General features: G+C 65.3%; 15 protein-coding genes. 4 read left to right on the forward strand and 11 right to left on the reverse strand.

Translation table 11 applies throughout. From position 1 onward, the window contains the following. Positions 1–48: 48 nt before the first annotated feature. The 3 genes from C795_RS0102635 to uppS are packed head-to-tail and all read right to left on the reverse strand — an operon-like array spanning position 49 to position 3133. Positions 49–1500 carry an amidohydrolase gene (locus C795_RS0102635; RefSeq protein WP_017792210.1) on the reverse strand — a complete coding sequence of 484 codons (1452 nt, stop codon included), beginning with the start codon at positions 1498–1500 and terminating at the stop codon, positions 49–51. A 34-nt stretch (positions 1501–1534) separates the two neighbouring features. Beyond that, complete coding sequence (locus tag C795_RS0102640; RefSeq protein ID WP_017792211.1) at positions 1535–2323, reverse strand: SDR family NAD(P)-dependent oxidoreductase; 789 nt, start codon at positions 2321–2323, stop codon at positions 1535–1537. Between the two features lie 3 nt (positions 2324–2326). Next, a complete protein-coding gene (uppS, locus tag C795_RS0102645) occupies positions 2327–3133 on the reverse strand; it encodes a polyprenyl diphosphate synthase (RefSeq protein WP_017792212.1) in 807 nt (268 codons plus the stop codon). A gap of 127 nt (positions 3134–3260) precedes the next feature. Between uppS and trhA the strand changes: the two genes are divergently transcribed. Next, positions 3261–4094 (forward strand): PAQR family membrane homeostasis protein TrhA, encoded by an 834-nt coding sequence (trhA, locus tag C795_RS14955; protein ID WP_017792213.1) that lies wholly within the window; start codon positions 3261–3263, stop codon positions 4092–4094. A gap of 221 nt (positions 4095–4315) precedes the next feature. Here the strand turns inward: trhA and recQ are convergent, their stop codons facing one another. From recQ to mca, 3 genes are read right to left on the reverse strand one after another with little or no spacing between them, the layout of a single operon-like run. After that, complete coding sequence (gene recQ / locus C795_RS0102655) at positions 4316–6499, reverse strand: DNA helicase RecQ (protein WP_017792214.1); 2184 nt, start codon at positions 6497–6499, stop codon at positions 4316–4318. Further along, positions 6499–6828, reverse strand: coding sequence for a hypothetical protein (locus tag C795_RS14960; protein ID WP_017792215.1), 330 nt, complete (start codon positions 6826–6828; stop codon positions 6499–6501). Before C795_RS14960 ends, recQ begins: the two co-directional genes overlap by 1 nt. Next, positions 6825–7694, reverse strand: coding sequence for a mycothiol conjugate amidase Mca (mca, locus tag C795_RS0102665; RefSeq protein ID WP_017792216.1), 870 nt, complete (start codon positions 7692–7694; stop codon positions 6825–6827). The genes C795_RS14960 and mca overlap by 4 nt, the downstream gene beginning before the upstream one ends. A gap of 85 nt (positions 7695–7779) precedes the next feature. Here mca and C795_RS0102670 point away from each other — a divergent pair, with 85 nt between their 5' ends. The 3 genes from C795_RS0102670 (at position 7780) to C795_RS0102680 (ending at position 10979) form a co-directional block, all read left to right on the forward strand. After that, positions 7780–8316, forward strand: coding sequence for a DUF4307 domain-containing protein (locus tag C795_RS0102670; protein ID WP_017792217.1), 537 nt, complete (start codon positions 7780–7782; stop codon positions 8314–8316). Positions 8317–8440: 124 nt separating this feature from the next. After that, positions 8441–8926 carry a transcription elongation factor GreA gene (gene greA / locus C795_RS0102675; protein ID WP_017792218.1) on the forward strand — a complete coding sequence of 162 codons (486 nt, stop codon included), beginning with the start codon at positions 8441–8443 and terminating at the stop codon, positions 8924–8926. 277 nt (positions 8927–9203) lie between these two features. Beyond that, the gene (locus tag C795_RS0102680) at positions 9204–10979 is read left to right on the forward strand and encodes an oleate hydratase (protein WP_026139400.1); all 1776 of its coding nucleotides are present in this window, start codon (positions 9204–9206) and stop codon (positions 10977–10979) included. 193 nt (positions 10980–11172) lie between these two features. On the opposite strand, the gene C795_RS0102685 is transcribed toward C795_RS0102680, so the two are convergent. Genes C795_RS0102685 through C795_RS0102705 form a run of 5 tightly spaced genes read right to left on the reverse strand, consistent with a single transcriptional unit; the run spans position 11173 to position 15309 of the window. After that, entirely contained in the window at positions 11173–11982 is an 810-nt protein-coding gene (locus C795_RS0102685; protein ID WP_017792220.1) for a sulfite exporter TauE/SafE family protein, read from the reverse strand. 14 nt (positions 11983–11996) lie between these two features. After that, a complete protein-coding gene (locus C795_RS0102690) occupies positions 11997–12908 on the reverse strand; it encodes an amino acid ABC transporter permease (protein ID WP_017792221.1) in 912 nt (303 codons plus the stop codon). Beyond that, positions 12905–13561, reverse strand: coding sequence for an amino acid ABC transporter permease (locus tag C795_RS0102695; RefSeq protein WP_017792222.1), 657 nt, complete (start codon positions 13559–13561; stop codon positions 12905–12907). The genes C795_RS0102690 and C795_RS0102695 overlap by 4 nt, the downstream gene beginning before the upstream one ends. Before the next feature lie 59 nt (positions 13562–13620). Beyond that, complete coding sequence (locus C795_RS0102700; RefSeq protein WP_017792223.1) at positions 13621–14517, reverse strand: glutamate ABC transporter substrate-binding protein; 897 nt, start codon at positions 14515–14517, stop codon at positions 13621–13623. A 45-nt stretch (positions 14518–14562) separates the two neighbouring features. Next, the gene (locus C795_RS0102705) at positions 14563–15309 is read right to left on the reverse strand and encodes an amino acid ABC transporter ATP-binding protein (RefSeq protein WP_017792224.1); all 747 of its coding nucleotides are present in this window, start codon (positions 15307–15309) and stop codon (positions 14563–14565) included. Positions 15310–15373: the final 64 nt, after the last annotated feature.

The raw sequence follows: 15373 nt of genomic DNA on the forward strand, positions 1-15373 counted from the left end.
TTTCGTTGGTGCGGTGAGAATGGAGAAGTGTAAGTCGTGTGTGCGCCGTTAGCCCTGATCTGCCGGGGACGCCGCGGCGTCTCCCGCGGCGTTGGCGGCGGCATCATCAGCGGCCGCGTGCAGGCGTGCGCGTGCGATGCGCGCTCGCGCACGCACCGCGTCGGCGTCAATCGTGAGGTGCGTGCCGTCGGCGTAGATATGGCGGCCGCCGATGAATACGTGCCGCACGTCGCTGCCCGTGGCCGCGAAGCCGAGGTGCGAGGTGAGCGCGGCGGTGTCTGCCCCCGCGAGGTCGAGCGGCGTCGCGCCGGATCCCGTAACGTCGAGCGCGATTACGTCGGCGAGGAGCCCGACTTCGAGGGACCCCGACTCGGTGAATCCGAGGGCGTCCGCCCCGCCGCTCGTCGCAATGGCGAGCACGTCGGCTGCCTTCACCACCGCGGCGTCTTGCTTCCCGCCGCGGTGCAGAATCGAGGCGAGCTTGATCTCCTCGAACAGGTCGAGCGAGTTGTTCGAGGCCACTGAGTCGGTGCCGAGGCTGACGCGCAGCCCCGCCTCTTGCCACTCGGGAAGCGCGGCGATACCGCAACCCAGCTTCAGGTTTGAGACCGGATTGTGGCTCACGGCGGCCCCGTAGCGGGCCATATCTTCAATTTCAGCTTGTGTAAGATGCACACAATGTGCAGCGAGCACATTGGCATCAAATAGCCCCAGTGAGGCGAGGTGCGCCGCTGGGGTCGCCCCGTACTGCGCGGTTATCTGCGCCACCTCGGCCGCCGACTCCGAGATGTGCGTATGAATCGGGATGCCCGTCCGCTTCGCCCGCTCAGCGATCTCGCGTAAGAACTCGGGCGGGCAAGTGTAGGGCGCATGCGGGCCGTAGGCCACGCGAATCTGCGCGTCGCCCGCATACCGCGCGGCAAGCTCTTCCGTCTGCTCGACCGCATCGGCCCCGTTCCAGGGCGAGACCCCGGGGAATCCAACAGCCTCGGGCGCGAACGACGCAAGTGCCACCATCGCGCGCATGCCGGTGCCCCGCACTAGCTCAATCAGGCGCTCGTCCCAGTGGTACATGTCGGCGAACGCGACGGTGCCCGTCTCGATCATCTCGACCATGGCGAGCTGCAGTCCCACCGTAACGTCATCGTGGGTGAGGTGCTGCTCGAGCGCCTGCACCGCGGCAAGCCAGGGCATGAATCCTTCGTCATCGGACACCCCGCGCAGCAGCGTCATCGCCGAGTGCGTGTGCCCGTTCACGAGACCGGGCATCAGCACATGGCCGGTGAGATCGCGCACGACGACATCGGCTGCGTGAGCGCCCTCGCCCGGCAGCGTGCCCCCGATCTGCACCGAAATCTCTTCGTGCCCGGTGCCCGCGACGCGCGGAGTCCCGGCATACACAATGCGCCCCGCAGCATCGAAGGCGAGCTCTGCCGGTGCGACAACGCCCGCGGGCGTCAGCATCGCGTCGGCGAGCAAAACAGTCTCTTGGATCCCCATCAGACTCCCCTATCTACAGTCGTTCTTCGGTTCGTTACCAGCCCGGCGTCGCGAGCATGCCGCCGTCGACCGCCAGATCCTGGCCGGTGATGAAGCTCGCCGCGGGCGACGCGAGCAGCGCGCACGCATTGCCGATGTCGCGGGCCGTCGCGAGGCGACCGAGCGGCGCGTGGCTGCGCCAGCTCGCGACCCCCTCGGGCCATGCCTCTTCGAGCCCAGGGCGTTCAACGAGTCCCGGTGAGACCGTGTTGACCCGGATCCCGGCGGGCCCCAGCTCGAGTGCGGCCGCACGCGCGTGCATCATAAGGCCCGCCTTCGCCGCGGCATAGTGGGCGTGCGCGGGCGACGGGCGATGCGCCTCGACGCTCGCGATGTGGGTGATCCAACGGTTGCAGGCCGAGTCCACTGAGGCCATCGCCGACGCCGCCGCTCGCGACAACTCGAACACTGCGCCGAGGTTGGTGCCGAGCACGGCGTCCCAGTCTGCGCGACTCGTGTCCTCGAGCATCTGCACGGGCTGCACACCCGCGTTGTTCACGAGGCCGTCGATGCCGCCGAGCGCGCGCACGACGTCTTGGATCAGCGCCTCGGCGGATCCGGACTCGCCCAGATCGGCACGCACCGCGACCGCCTCGCTGCCGCGCTCGCGCAATCGCTCGACGAGCTCGAATGCTGTCTCGGCCGAGCCGCGGTAGTGCACGGCGACCCGGGCACCGGCGTCGGCGAACGCCTCCGCGATGCCGCCGCCCACGCCGCCGGAGGCGCCCGTGATCAGTACGCGCTGGCCGGTCAGATCGGGCAGGGAGTGGTCGCGGTGCTGCATCGTTTAGCCTCCGAGGCGTCGGTGTCGAGTGGAGTAGTCGCGCAGAGCGCGCAAGAAGTCGACCTCGCGGAGGTCTGGGTACAGCGCCTCGACGAAGTAGAACTCGGAGTGCGCCGACTGCCAGATCATGAAGTCGCTGAGGCGTTGCTCGCCCGAGGTGCGAATGATGAGGTCGGGGTCGGCCTGGCCGCGGGTCCACAGGTGTTCGCCGATGGTCTCGGGCGTGAGCCGTTCGGGCAGATTCTCGATCGTGCCGCCAGCGGCCTGGTGCTCGGCGATGATGTCGCGCACCGCGGCGGTGATCTCGCTGCGGCCACCGTACCCGACGGCCAGGTTGATGTGCAGCTTCGTGGCGGGCACGGCAGAGTCGGAGACCTCCGAGCAGTTCGCCTCGGCGGCGGCGAGCGCCGCCGCAAGATCGGGCGAGAGCCCCTCGCTCGAGCCGACGTGCTTCACGCACCAGCCCTCGTGGGCAGCGAGCTCAGTGGCCAGGTCGGCAATGATGCCAAACAGGTCTTGGAGTTCTTCGGAATCGCGGGCGCCAAGGTTGTCGGCCGACAGCAGGTACAGGGTTACTGTCTTGACTCCGGCCTCCTCGCACCAGGAGAGGAACTCGGGCACTTTCTTGGCGCCCGCGCGGTGACCGAAGGCGGCGCGCTCCTGCAAGCGCAGTTTCGCCCAGCGACGATTGCCATCAACGATGACGGCGATGTGGCCCGGGACGAGCTTCGGGTCGAGCTGACGGCGCAGGCGTCGCTGATAGAGCCGGTAGAGCAGACCGGCTCGGGGTGTCGACTGCTGCGCGTTCACAGGACTGATTCTATCGGCCAGCCGGGCTTCCCCGCTGGGTGCGTGTTGATGCCGGGCGCGGGGACACCGGCTGGGTGATGTCCACACACATGCCTGCCCAAAACTGTGCAGTACGTACACTTGAAGTATGACCTCCAACGGCGCCGCAGCGTCCGATTCCGGCACCCCGACCGGCCCCGATCCGCGCTTCAATGGCGGGTCCGACCGCGCCGAGCCGCACGCAGACCTGCCGTTTCTCGAGGACGCGATCGAGAACGTCGACGCTGCCACATCCAGCGCTGCTCCCACTAACGCCGCCGCCAAGAGCGCCGCCGCCGAGGAACCCAGGCCGCTCTGGCGCGGATGGCTCCACGCCGGCACCTTTCCCCTCACGATTGCGGCCGGCATCGTCCTCATCTCGGTTGCCCACGGCCCGATCGCGAAATGGGCGGCGGCGGTCTACATGCTGTCGAGCATGCTGCTGTTTGGCGTCTCGGCGCTGTACCACCGCTTCAACTGGAAGCCCGCGACGAAGCAGGTCTTTCGGCGGCTCGACCACGCCAACATCTTTCTGCTGATCTCGGGCACGTACACGCCAATCGCGCTGCTCGCGCTACCGCTCGAAAAGGGCGTCATTCTGCTGATCGCGGTGTGGGCCGGGGCGGCGCTCGGCATCGGGTTTCGGGTGTTTTGGTTGAGCGCGCCGCGCTGGTTGTACGTGCTGCTGTATGTGGCGCTCGGCTGGGCGGCCGTCGCATTCCTCGGTGACATTGCCGCGGCGAACCTCGCCGCGATGATTCTCGTGGTGGTGGGCGGGCTGCTCTACACGATCGGCTCGGTGGTCTACGGGTTCAAGCGCCCGAACCCGGTGCCCGGGGTGTTCGGGTTCCACGAGATCTTCCACGCGCTCACGGTGCTCGCGTTCCTGTGCCACTGGACGGCGGCGCTGCTACTCGTGCTCGATCCGGTGTATCTGCGGTAGACCGCGAGGCACTCCGGCCCGCGATTCGGCACTGATCATGTTCGCGCGCCGGATCTTGGCTCACGTACCGCACCGGATTGGATCCGGACGCGAATTTGCACCTGCGCCCGCGTCTCATACTCCACATCGAAATGACGAGTCCACACGATAATTGCGCAATTTCGGTATGGACTCGTCATTTAGATATGTACCGTGCGCACGTATCCCGATGACGGCACACGCTACGCGGCGAGCACGTCAAGCACCGCCGCGCCGTAGCGCTCGAGCTTCACCGCACCGATGCCCGAGATCGCGAGCAGTTGGTCGTCCGACGCGGGCGCGTGCACCGACAGCGCCGCCAGCGTCGCATCTCCAAACACGACGTACCCGGGAACCCCCTGCCGCTTCGCTTCTTCGGCCCGCCAGGCGCGCAGGCGCTCGAAGACCTCTGACTGCGCGGGAGTGAGGTCGGCGGCTGCGGCCGACTGCTTCGATCCGGATCCAGACGCACCCGCGCCCGACGCACCCCGCACTCGGCGCCCGCGAGTACCAGTGCCCGAGGCCGCGGCCCGCGCGAGCACCTCCTCACGCATGTGCACCGCGGCCTCGCCGCGCAGCACAGGCTTCGCGTCCTGGGTGGGCTCGAGCACGCCCCACTCGCCGCGGGCCTCAACCAGCCCGACCGCGAGCATGTGACGCACGACGCCGCGCCACTGCGCGACCGACCACTCCTTGCCGACGCCCCACGTGGTGAGCTCGTCGAGCCGCATCTGGGTCGCGCGCTCAGACGCGACGCCGCGCAGCACGTCAATATGTTGCCCCGCCGCGTATGTGCGCCCGCGTTCGCGCTGCGTGCGCAACACGGTCGAGAGCAGCATCTGGGCGGGCACGGTCGCATCCCACAGCTTGGGCGGGTTGAGGCAGACGTCGCAGTTGCCGCACGCTCCCGTGGCCTCCTGCCCGAAATATTTCAGCAGGAACTCGCGGCGACACGTCACCGTTTCGCACAGCGCGAGCATCTGGTTCAGGTGCCGAGCCTGGCTCAGTTTGGTCGTCTGATCGCCGTCGCCCGACTCGATCATTTGGCGCTGCTGCACGACGTCTTGCAGCCCGTAGGCGAGCCAGGCCTGCGAGGGCAGCCCGTCGCGGCCCGCACGGCCGGTCTCCTGGTAGTAGCCCTCAATCGATTTGGGTAGGTCGATGTGCGCGACGAACCGCACGTCGGGCTTGTCGATGCCCATGCCGAACGCGATCGTCGCGACGACGACCACGCCGTCCTCGCGCAGAAACCGAGTCTGCGCATCAAGCCGCTCGTGAGCGGGCAGGCCCGCGTGGTACGCAACGGCATCGACGCCCGCATCGCGCAGGGCCTTCGCCGTCTGCTCAACTCGCTTGCGGCTGAGCGCGTAGACGATGCCGGCGTCGCCCGCGTGCTCGCCGCGCACGAACTGAATCAGCTGCGCGCGGGCGCTCTGCTTCGACTCGATGCGGTAGCGAATATTGGGGCGATCGAAGCTCGACACGAAGTGACGGGCCCGATCGAGGTGCAGCCGCTCGGTGATTTCGCGGTGCGTCTCGGGGGTCGCGGTCGCGGTGAGCGCGATGCGCGGCACGTCAGGCCAGCGCTCAGCAAGTGCCCCGAGCCGCAGGTAATCGGGCCGAAAGTCGTGGCCCCACTGCGATACACAGTGCGCCTCGTCGATCGCGAACAGCGCGATACGGCCGCGCGCGAGAAAGTCGATCATGCCCGCCGAAGAGAGCCGCTCGGGCGCGAGGTACAGCAGGTCGAGCTCGCCGCTCACGTAGGCGTCTTCGACCTCGCGCCGTTCGTCGAAGCTCATCGAGGAGTTCAGCGCCGCGGCACGCACGCCGACCAACTGCAGCGCGGCCACCTGGTCGTGCATGAGCGCCACGAGCGGCGACAGAACGATGCCCGTGCCTTCGCGCACGAGCGACGGCACCTGGTAACACATGGACTTTCCGCCGCCGGTGGGCATGAGCACGACGGCGTCGCCGCCCGCCGCTACGTGCCGAATAATGTCCTCTTGATCGCCACGGAACGCGTCGTAGCCAAAGACCTCGGCAAGCACCTCGCGCGGGTCTCGCCCCACGTGCTGGCCGCCCGCGGCGGCGGGTCCGGCAGACGCAGCGCCCACTCCGATTTCTGCGCCGGATCCCGTTGGCCCGGGAGTTTCCGAGGCTACGGGAGCATCCTGCTGAGCCGACCCCGAGCCTGCGTGCGGCGCGGGAGCACCCCAGGCCTCCCCCGGCCAGCGCTCGGCGTACTCGCCGCCGGTGTCGAAGAAGTCGGGGTCCCCGTACGCGGCGTCCCCAAACGGGTCATCGAACGGGTCGCCGGCACCGGCGGCTCCGTGCGCGCCCGCCGGGCTGCCGGGCACGCTTTCGAATCCGCCGGCCACTGCCACTACTTCTGGGCTGAGTCGTCGGCGCCGAGAGCGCCCGCAGCGCCGGGCTCGCCAGCGTCGCCGCGATCCGGAGCAGCTTCGGTCTCAGCAGCATCGGCCGCCTCAGCAAGCTCCGCCTCGATCTGCTCGCGCACCTCGTGACGATAGTTGTTGGCGCGCATTCGGCGCACGAGCACGAATCCGAGCCCGATCACCGCAACGGCCAGCAGGCCGGTCATCAGAAAGCCCTCGACCCCGGGAGAGACCTTGTTGGGGTCAAACACGGTGTCGTCGGCGGTCTCTTCGGCAAGCCTCACCGCGACATTTACAGCACTGGTCCACACGTTCACGCGTGTTCCTCCTCAATTCCCTGAAACAGATCGGCTTCGAACTCGCTGGTCGCCACACGTGACGCCGCGAGCCGATAATCCTCAAATGGCCATACCTCACGCTGCAGGTCGATGGGCCAGAAGAAGAATGTGCTGTCGGGCGCCACCTGACTCTGGTGGGCCTTCAGCGCTTCATCGCGCTTTTCAAAGAATCGGCCGACATTGACCTGGGCCGTGCCCCGGTAGGGACGCTTCGACATCCACTCGCGCAGCTCAGCGAACTGCCCGATGAGGGGCGACTCCGCGTCGTGGTCGAGCAGCCATTGATAGACCGTGTCGACCCGCTTCGCGTTAAAAATCTCTTCGTAGTACATCTTCGACATGTGCCACGGCTCGCCCGCGTCGGGGTAGTCCGAGGCATTGCCCGCCGCGTTCCACGCGATCCTGCTGATCTCGTGGCAACGAATGTGATCGGGGTGCGGGTAGCCGCCCTGCTCGTTGTAGGTGATCATCACGTGCGGCTTGAACTCGCGAATAATGCGCACGAGCACCTCTGCAGAGACCTCGGCGGGAATGTCCGCGAACGATCCCGGGGGCACGGCAACGCCCTCTGGCGGCAGACCCGAGTCCTGGTAGCCGAGCCAGCGGTGCTCAAACCCGATGATGTCGCGGGCGCGCGCCATCTCGTCGCGGCGCAGCCCCGACAGGTCGCGTCGGCTCTTCGGGTCGCGGGCCACAAGCTCGTTGAGCACGTCGCCGCGCTCACCGCCCGTGCAGCTCACGATCATAACTTCGACACCTTCGTCGAGATAGTGTGCGTACGTCGCCGCGCCTTTGCTGGACTCGTCGTCGGGGTGTGCGTGTACAGCGATCAACCTCAGCGCCATGCGGGTCCTCTCACATCTGCTTCCCGGTGGTTCCAGCTACGCTGGCCAGAGCTTCTAGTTTACCCAGCACAGATCGGAGCCTCCCGTGTCACCGGCAGATCCCGCTCACACAGGCCCCGTTTCAACCGATCCGGCGCGCGAGAACAAGTATGACCGCGAGTACGAACTCGAGCACCCCGAGGATCCGGATCTCGCCGAGGCCCCGACGCCCGATGCGGTGGACCCCGCGACCCAGCAGGCGCTCGAGAGCCGGTATGGCTCGGGTCGCCGCCGCAGTTTCGATCGCCGGGTCGCGTACGGCATCGCGGGCGCGCTCGTCGCTGCAGCCGTCGCATTCTTCGCGTTCAGCGGCTGGCAGAACGGCCAGCAGGTGTCATGGCAGGACATCGGGTACAGGGCAGAGTCCGACCAGGTGCTCAACGTCAAGTTCGAGGTGACCGCCGCCGCCGGCACCGCGGTCGCGTGCGCGGTCGAGGGCATCAACGCGTCCAAGGCCACCGTCGGCTGGAAGGTGCTCGAGATCCCCGCGAGCGACCAGCTCACCCACACCGTGACCACGAAGCTCATCGTCACGAACCCCGCGGTTGCCGTGACGACCCGCGAGTGCTGGACAATCTCCTAGCACACCCTGCTAGCCTGGGAGGCGCGCCCCGCACTGTCGGGGCGTAGCTATTATCTACGTGCCTCCGGGCGCACACCGTTGCGCACCCACTGCGCGCTACTTTTCCGGGAATCGAGGATCTACCATGGCCACGCCCACCCCCACTTGGCTCACTCAAGACGCTTACGACCGGCTCAAGGGAGAGCTCGATCAGCTGACCGGCGCAGGCCGCAAGGACATCGCATCGCGCATTGAGGCCGCTCGCGAAGAGGGCGACCTCAAGGAGAACGGCGGCTATCACGCTGCGAAGGACGAGCAGGGCAAGATGGAGGCGCGCATTCGCGACCTCGAAGAGCTGCTCAAGCGTTCCGTCGTGGGCGAGGCCCCCGAGGCATCGGGCATTGTAGAGATCGGCACGATCATCACCGCTGAGGTGTTTGGTGACGAAGAGCGCTTCCTGCTCGGCAGCCGCGAGCTCGCCGACGGCTCGGATCTCGACGTGTACAGCGCCGAGAGCCCGCTGGGCCAGGCGATCCTCGGCCGCAAGATCGGCGATGAGCTGAGCTACGCGGCCCCCAATGGCAACCAGATTCCGGTGAAGATCCTCGCGATCGACACCTACGCTGGCTAGGTCGTAACCCGCCGGGTCTTTGATCCGGATCGATGGGCCCGTGCGCTGCTTCGCTGCAGCTCACGGGCCCATTTGCGTGTAAAAGCATGGGTTTACATAAGGCTGTTCATGCAGATGTCACACATGTGCCTAGCCAAGGCCGTGAGCCGCCCCATAGCATGAAATGCAACCTTGGGTAACACGTGTGAAGTTACTTGTGTCGGACTCGCCGTGTTGTCCGGGGCTATCCGGGGGCTGAGGTACTTCTTGCTCCGTCACAGCTGACGAAGGGGTTTGCATGCGCTACACAAGCGGTAACTACGAGGCATTTGCTCGACCACGAAAGCCTCAGGGAGTGGATTCCAAACGCGCCTGGTTCGTGGGATCCGGTCTCGCGGCCCTAGCCGGCGCCGCTTTCTTGATCCGTGACGGACAAATGGACGGTTCAAAGATCACCATCTTCGAACAGCAGGGCATTCCCGGCGGCGCACTTGACGGTCTTGATATCCCAGAGAAGGGATTCGTGATTCGAGGCGGACGCGAGATGGAGAGCAACTTCGAGTGCCTCTGGGATCTCTTCCGTTCAATCCCGTCGCTGGAGGAGGAAAACGCGAGTGTGCTCGACGAGTTCTTCTGGCTGAACCGCGACGACCCGAACTCAACGCTGCGCCGCACCACGAAGAACCAGGGTGAAGACGGCGGCACCGATTTCAAGTTCGGACTCAGCCAGAAAGCACAGCAAGAGATCTCGAACATCTTCATGGCGCTGCCCGAGGAGATGGAAGACAAGCGCATCGATGAGGTATTCACGAGCGCGTTCCTTGACAGCAACTTTTGGCTGTACTGGCGCACGATGTTCGCCTTCGAGGAGTGGCATTCAGCCCTCGAAATGAAGCTGTACTTGCACCGCTTCATCCACCAGATTCAGGGCCTGCCCGACTTCTCGACGCTGAAGTTTACGCGGTTCATCCAGTACGAGTCGCTCGTGCTGCCCCTGGTCACCTGGCTGATCGAGCAGGGCGTGAAATTCCAGTACAGCACGGTAATTTCCGACGTCGATTTCAAGATCGAAGCAGACGAGAACCGCAAGCAGGCGAGCCGCATCCACCTCGTCGAGGCGGGCGAGACGAAGCACATCGACCTCACCGAGGACGATCTGCTCTTCATGACGATTGGGTCGCTCACCGAGAACTCCGACGACGGCGACCACAAGACCCCGGCGAAGCTGAAGACCGGACCCGCTCCCGCCTGGGATCTGTGGCGCAAGATCGCGGCGAAGGACCCCGCGTTCGGCAAGCCCGACGTCTTCGGCCGCGACATTCCCAAGACGAAGTGGGAGTCGGCCACCGTCACGACGCTCGACAAGCGCATCCCCGAATACATTCAGAAGATCTCGAAGCGCGATCCGTTCAGCGGCAAGGTCGTCACCGGTGGCATCGTCACCGTGATGGATTCGAGCTGGCTCATGTCGTGGACGGTCAACCGTCAGCCGCACTTCAAGAAGCAGCCCGACGACCAGATCGTCGTGTGGGTCTACGGGCTCTTCCCCGAGGCCATTGGTGACTACGTGAAGAAGTCGATGCAGGATTGCACCGGTGAGGAGATCACGCAGGAGTGGCTTTACCACCTGGGTGTCCCCCAGGATCAGATTGCCGACATGGCGGCGACTGGCGCCAAGACGGTGCCCGTGATGATGCCGTATGTCACGGCCTTCTTTATGCCGCGCAAGCACAGCGATCGCCCTGCAGTGGTGCCCGAGGGCGCTACGAACTTCGCGTTCATTGGCCAGTTTGCGCAGTCCCAGGAGCGTGACTGCATCTTCACCACTGAGTACTCGGTGCGCACCCCGATGGAGGCCGTGTACACGCTGCTGGGTGTTGAGCGCGGCGTGCCCGAGGTCTTCAACTCGACCTACGACGTGCGCGCGCTGTTCAAGGCGGTCAACAAGATGCGGGACGGCGAGGACTTCAAGATCCCCGGCGGCCCGCTCGCACGCAAGTTTGCCCATCACCACATCGAGAACAACGTGGTGGGGCAGCTACTGGAGGACTACGGTCTGGTCGACCGCGGCTAGGAGCACAAGCTGAACTGCGCAGTGTGACGGGAGCCTCGGGGAAAGTTCTCGTCACACTGCGCAGTTCATTGTCTTTGTGCTGAGCAAATCAAGCCTCGCGAACAGCACCATTCCACCTCCAAACATCACTTTTCACGAAAAATTGATGCTTGAAGCCGGATTGATGCTTGAAGCTCGGCGCTGAGGGGAGCGATTACCGCTCCGCCCAGATGTCGTAGCCGAGTTTCACGACGAGCACTGCCACCACCAGCAGAAACAGCACCCGCACAAATTTGGCGCCCTTCGCGATTGCCATGCGTGCCCCCAAGAAGCTACCGAGCACATTGGCGAGACCCATCGCGAGGCCCAGCGGCCACAGCACCGCGCCCAGCGGAATGAAGAACAAGAGCGCCCCCACGTTGGTGGCGAGGTTCACAATCTTGGCCTGCGCGCTCGCCTGCAAGAAGTCATAGCCGAGCAGCCCGACAAGCGCGATCACCAGGAACACTCCGGTGCCCGGCCCGAGCACGCCGTCGTAGAACCCGATCATGGCGCCGGCGGTCGACGCGATCACTGTGCGCTTCGACGCCCGGTGCTTGAGCTTCGTCACGGCGCCGAGCGCGGGCTTGAACAGGGTGATGAGGGCGACCGCCACGAGCGCGACCACGATGATCGGTTTGAAGACGCTGGCGGGCAGCGCCGAGGCCACCGAGGCGCCGGCAAAGGACCCGGCCAGCGCGATCACGGCCATCGGCCAGGTGCTGCGCAGGCTCGGTTTCACCGCCCGGTAGTAGGTCACGCTGCTCGTAGCGGTGCCGAACACCGAGGCCAGCTTGTTCGTCGCGAGGGCCTGCACCGGCGTGATGCCCGGCGCGAGCAGCAGCGCTGGCAGCTGCAGCAGTCCGCCGCCACCGACGACCGCGTCGATCCAGCCCGCCGCAAATCCGGCGGCAATCAGCAATGCGACGACCGTCCAATCCCCCTCTTCGGGCAAGAACTGGACGGTCGCCGCGAGGCTTGTCACTGTCACCGATGCAGCTACCGTTCACCCTGGGCTGCGATGACCTCGGTGACCGTGCCCTCAATCAGACGCGGATCCCCCGGCTGCACAGGAATCGTCGTCGTGTTGACCCCGCCCTGCGCCTTCGGCTTCTTGTGCATGCGGCCCTCGAGCCACTTCGCGATACCCGACAGAATGAGACACATCACAATGTAGATGCCACCGATCACGAACGCTGACTGCAGCAGCGGCCGCCCAAACTGCACGTTACTGCTGAGCTGCTTCGCCAAGTACAACAGCTCGGGATAGGTGATGATGAAGCCCAGCGCGGTGTCCTTCATGGTCACCACGAGCTGCGCCACGATCACCGGCAGCATCGCGCGCACCGCCTGCGGCAGCAGGATCAGGCGCATCACACCGCTCTTGCGCAGGCCGATCGAGTAACCGGCCTCTCGCTGCCCACGCGGCAGCGACTCGATACCGGCCCGGATCGCCTCGGCAAGCACCGAACCGTTGTAGGCCACGAGGGCGATCACGACCGCCCAGTAGGGCTCCATCTTTACCCCGACAGAGGGCAGACCGTAGTACAGCAGCATCATCATCACGAGCACGGGCACTGCCCGGAAGAGCTCGGTAATGGTGGTGACGGGGATGCGCACCCAGCGGTGATCCGACAGGCGTCCGATCGCGAGCACGAATCCCAACACCACGCTCAGCACCGCCGCGAGCCCGAATGCCGCGAGCGTCTTCCCCAGCGCGACAAGAATCTGATTCCAGATCGTCGTGTACGTGAAGATGCCCCACTTTTGGGCTGAGAACTGCCCCGACAGTGCGAAGCGGTAGATCAAGAAGCCCACGAGGGCGGCGACCACGAACACCGTGATGACCGCGAGGACGCGGTTGCGGGCGATCGCCTTGGGGCCGGGCACGTCATACAGGACCGAAGTCATCGCACGATCCTCCACTTCTTCTCGAGACGGTTTTGCACCAAGCTCAGCAGCAGCACGAGCACCACGAACACCGCGGCGACCCACAGCAGCACTTCCATCGGGCTGCCCGGCCGGCCGGCCGCGTCGTTCACGGTGGCGCGCAGGGCACCCAGCTCAGCCACCGAGAATCCGGCGGCCACGGTCGTGTTCTTCAACAGCGCGATGAACACACTCATCATGGGTGGCACAACCGAGCGAAATGCCTGCGGCAGCACCACGATCCCCATCACCTGACCGAACGGCAGCCCGATCGCCCGAGCGGCCTCGGCCTGTCCCACGGGCACCGTGTTGATGCCCGCCCGCAGCACCTCGGCGACGTAGGTCGCCGTGTATACGCCGATGGCGAGGATGCTCAGCGCGAGGGGGTCCATCTTCGGAAGCCCCAACGCCGGGTAGCCGAGCACGAAGAAGAAGAAGACCAGGGTGAGCGGCGTATTGCGAATGATGTTGACATACAGGGTCCCGACTCCCCGCGCGATGGGCACGGGTGAGACGCGCATTGCGCCCACGAGTACTCCGAGCCCCAGGGCGATCACACCGCCAAGCAGGAACACCAGCAGGGTGTTTCTGATGGCCAGGCTCCAGAGATCCAGGTTGCCGAAGATGACGTCCATCCGTCTTCCTCTCCGTTGAGAAATAGTGTGGGGGCGGTTTCCCGCCCCCACAATTGGGTTTAGTAGGCGTCGACCGCGGGCTGCTCGACCTTGATGCCCGAGTCGCCCAGGTTGGCGTCAAAGATCTCCTGCCAGGTGTCGCCACCGTCGGTGAAGAGGTCATTGATGTGCGCACGCAGCACGTCATCACCCTTGGGCAGGCCCACACCGTAGAGCTCCTCGGTCAGAAGCGGGCCGCTCGTCACCATGAGGTTCTCGGGATCCTGCGCGGCGTAGCCGATGAGGATCGCCTGGTCGGTGGTCACCGCGTCTACCTGACCGTTCACGAGGTTCTCCACGCAGGCCGAATACAGGTCGAACTCCTGGGTCTTGATGCCCGGGAAGTTCTCCTTGATGTTCTGGATCGGGGTGGATCCGGTGGCCGAGCACACGGTCTTGCCGTCGAGCTCTTCGAGCGACTGGTAGTCGGTGCCGCCGCTCTTCACCAGGAGTCCCTGACCGGTCACGAAGTAGGGGCCGGCGAAGTCGATGTCTTGCTTGCGCTTGTCGTTGATGGAGTAGGTGCCGACGTAGTAGTCGACGTCGCCATTGACGATGGCCTGCTCGCGGTTCGCCGAAGCAATCGGCTTGTACTCGATCTTGCTCTCGTCGAAGCCGAGCGAGCCGGCGATCCAGCGAGCAATATCGACGTCGAATCCGCTGCGCTCGCCGGTCACGTTGTCGAGGTAGCCGAGGCCCGGCTGGTCCTCCTTCACCCCGATGACGACTTTGTCGGCCGCAACCATCTTGTCGAACGTGGGGCTGCCCTCAAGGACGACGCCTTCGGCGACCTCGGCCGAGTCAGTACCGCCGGCAGTATCTCCGCCGTCAGTGGGCGCGCCACTGTTGCAGCCGGTGAGGGTGAGCGCGGCTGCGGCGAGGAAGCCCACAGCAGCAATGGTTTTCTTGAATCGCATGGGTGCCATTCCTTTCACTGGTTTAAATCTGATGACAACAACAGGTCAGTTGGTGATGAGCTTGGACAGGAAGTCCTTGGCACGCGCCGACTGCGGGTTCGTGAAGAACTCATTGGGCGTGTTCTCTTCGACGATCTGCCCATCGGCCATAAACACGACGCGGTCGGCAGCCTTGCGGGCGAAGCCCATCTCGTGGGTCACGACGATCATCGTCATGCCCTCCTGGGCGAGGCCGACCATGACGTCGAGCACCTCGTTGATCATCTCGGGGTCGAGGGCGCTCGTGGGCTCGTCGAACAGCATCACCTTGGGGTGCATGGCGAGGGAACGGGCGATCGCGACGCGCTGCTGCTGGCCGCCTGACAACTGCGCGGGCAACTTGGCGGCCTGCTTCTCGACGCCGACGCGGGTGAGCAGCGCCATCGCCTCCCGATCGGCCTCGGCCTTGCTGAGGCCCCGCACCTTGATGGGCCCGAGGGTCACGTTCTCAAGGATCGTGAGGTGCGCGAAGAGGTTGAACGACTGGAACACCATGCCTACCTCGGCCCGCAGCTTCGCGAGCGCCTTCCCCTCCGCGGGCAGTTCGCGGCCATCGATCCGGATCGAACCGCTCGTAATCGTCTCGAGCCGGTTGATAGAGCGGCAAAGCGTCGACTTTCCCGAGCCCGACGGGCCGATGACCACGACGGCCTCGCCGCGTTCGATCGAGAGGTTGATGTCGGTCAGGGCTTGAAATTCGCCGTAGTGTTTCTGCACGTTTTCAACGACAACAAGCGGTTCGCTCGTACCCATGTGGTCTCCACCTTAAGAATCATGATCTGTCGCGCTGCGCGATGCAGATGCAGTGCCTGTCTGC

Source organism: Leucobacter salsicius M1-8 (genome assembly GCF_000350525.1).
GTDB classification, from domain to species: Bacteria; Actinomycetota; Actinomycetes; order Actinomycetales; family Microbacteriaceae; genus Leucobacter; species Leucobacter salsicius.